Annotated in this window: 3 pseudogenes; 1 reads left to right on the plus strand and 2 read right to left on the minus strand. The window is 58.0% G+C overall.

Annotated elements, in window-relative coordinates:
* Both BMI01S_RS40305 and BMI01S_RS36760 read right to left on the minus strand, forming a co-directional pair.
* Window positions 1-116: pseudogene (locus tag BMI01S_RS40305) on the minus strand (IS5-like element ISCARN85 family transposase); the annotation flags it as partial.
* A gap of 46 nt (window positions 117-162) precedes the next feature.
* Window positions 163-1,327: pseudogene (locus BMI01S_RS36760) on the minus strand (IS3 family transposase).
* A gap of 362 nt (window positions 1,328-1,689) precedes the next feature.
* Here BMI01S_RS36760 and BMI01S_RS40310 point away from each other — a divergent pair.
* Window positions 1,690-1,883, plus strand: a pseudogene (locus BMI01S_RS40310) (IS66 family transposase); the annotation flags it as partial.
* Between the last annotated feature and the right edge of the window lie 894 nt (window positions 1,884-2,777).

Genomic DNA, 2,777 nt, shown 5'->3' on the forward strand with positions numbered 1-2,777 from the left:
TGACGACTATACCGCTTGTGCAGTCCGCGCCATTTGCAGCTGTGCTCGGCGACGTAAAGGATCGCATTCATCACCTGCAGATTCGTCAAGCTGACATTGCCCCGCTGTCGTGGCAGGCAATGACGTTGCCCGCGATTTTCGCATCCGCTAACCGAGCACTTATTATGCCGCTTCCTTTCGCTGTGCGGCGTGCCAGTCTTGTTCAAATTGCATCGGAGTGACGTAATTCAACGTCCAGTGCAAGCGCGAATGATTGTAGAAGCTCAACCAGTCGATTACCTCGTCCATCGCTTCGCGACGCGTCGCAAAGCGTTTGCCGTGGATGCGCGCCTGCTTCAGCGATCCCCACAGGCTTTCGGTCGGTGCGTTGACCCAACAATTTGCTCGGCGACTCATCGAGCTTTGCATGCCGTAGCTCTTGAGCAGGTCCTGAAACTCGGCGCTGCAATACTGGGCTCCCACGGTCGCTGTGCACGATCAGACCGGTCTCGGGGCGACGACGGAACCACGCCATACGCAACGCGTCAGAAACCAGCTCCGTGCGCATGTGCGGCTTGAGCGACCAGCCCACGACCTGGCGGCTAAACAGGTCCAGGATGACCGTCAGGTACAGCCAGCCCTCGTCGGTCCACAGATATCGTCCAGACCTGATCGGGCTTCGCCGGCGAGAAGTCGCGTTGCAGCAGGTTCGGTGCGACCGGAAGGTTGTGGCTGCTGTCTGTCGTGGCCTTGAAGCGGCGTTTGGTCCACGCCTTGATGCCATGCAGCTTCATCAGCCGTTGAACCCGGTCCTTGCTCACGCGAATGCCTTGCGCAAGCAGCTTTTTCCACACGCGCGGCCAGCCGTACTCGCCTTTGGATTCGGCGTGCACGGCCTTGATGTGGACCAGCAACGCATCGTTGCTGATACGTCGGCGCGGCCGATCAGGATCAACGTCTCGGGCCTTGCGGTTGTGATAACCACTGGGGCTGACACCCAGCGCCTCACAGGCCACGGATACCGGCCATTGTCGGCTGTGCCGCTCAATCCACGCATACTTCACGCCGACCTCTTCGCGAAGTATGCCGTCGCTTTTCCCAGGATGTCGCGCTCCATGCGCAGCTTCGCGTTCTCTGCCCTGAGTCGCGCAATTTCCATCTGTTCGGCCGATACCTGTTTGCCTGCGCCAGCGAGCTTGCCAGCCTCGTCAGCCTTGAGCCAGCTGATTAGCGTCTGCGTACTGATGCCCAGAATCTTTGCCACCGCCGCCTGGCTCTGGCCGTTACGCACCATGCGAACCGCCTCAACCTTGAATTCCAGCGTGTACCGCGCCCTCGGGTTACCCATTGCTCAATCCTCCGTCACTGAAGTTTTACACACTCTCAATAACGGATACGTTTTTCGAGGGCAAGGTCACAATGCTCGGTCCGTGGATTTTTGGCTTCGGTGATTTCCATCACCGATGGTATCCGATCAAACACAATTAGTGTGAACACTTCCCAGTGTTCCGTCCCAGAAATAACGTTGCATAGCCGAGCCACTTTCTGGCGAATAGAATCGGCGATCGCGGACCATACGAACGGCCGGCCGTGTTGGTTGTACTGCTCGATATATCGCTCGATGCTGGTGATGAGTAAGCGTTGCCCGAGCACCGTCTAGACCGATGGCGCCAAAGTGGACACAGTAGGCCCCGCCAAACATGCAGCACGCCCAATGCGTTGAACACTGAAGCGCTCGAGCGTATCGGCGCGCCAGGATTGAGGAGACGATCAGGGGCAAGCCGCCCGACGAGCGCAGTGCGCATCGCCAGGAGCATGCGCGGCCGCTACTCGATCAATTCCACGCGTGGCTCGCAACGACGCTGGAAACGCTCTCGCGCAAATCGGACACGAGTCGGGCGATCGGTGATGAGTTGACACCGGACGATATTGCGCACCTTCTCCACGAAGTAGGGATCATTAGACCGCTTGAATCGTTTTGACCGATGAGGCTGTACGCCGAACAGCGACAGATGTCGGGCCCCACCGAACTCTTCGAAATCCCTGTCTGCGCAGCAGCGGAGTGCACGCTCCAGTGCGTTGCCCCGGCCGGCATTCTCATGCAGTATCCTCGCAAGCAATTCCGCTACTGCTTCATCATCATGCGTGCGAGGTCCGCCTGAACGGGCTTCATCATGCAGACCGGCAAGTCCATGGCCAACAAAGCGCTTCTTCCAGTGCGTAATTGCGGGTGGTGTTACTTCGCCCTGCTCTCAATTTCTTGACTCGTATGACCGTCATCGGCCATCAAACAATCTTTGCTCGGCGCACCAGAGAGTGAGGCAGCGAACGCGAACGGCTCATTGACAGCAATTGTTCTCGCTCGAGTTCCGACACGACGACCTCGATTCCTTTGCGTCCCATGATCGCCTCCAACTCATGGTGATTCGATAATAGACCACCCTGAATTTACGTAAAGTTATTTCTGAGACAGAACTTTGGAAAGTATGCTGGCCGCGAATCGACATCGATGGCATTGGGTGAAGGTTTGCTTATCACGACGCGCACGATGTCACCACTATGGCTTGCTGTCGTGGCCGCTCAATTCACAGCCTCACGGTCACAGCAATCCAGTGTTGAATGCCACGCGGCAGCGGTTCGCCGTGGCCGCAACGAAACGCGACGCCTCCCGATTTCCCATCGCTGATTGCTGCGCGCTACGGCGACCTAGCCGCCCTGCCGATGTTGCGGCTGAGGCGGAATCAGTCGGCAGAGTGCACCATCACGCCACCGTTTGAAGCCAACAGGTATAGTCGTCG

Origin of the sequence: Paraburkholderia mimosarum LMG 23256 = NBRC 106338 (genome assembly GCF_000739815.1) — a bacterium.
Lineage (GTDB): Bacteria > Pseudomonadota > Gammaproteobacteria > Burkholderiales > Burkholderiaceae > Paraburkholderia > Paraburkholderia mimosarum.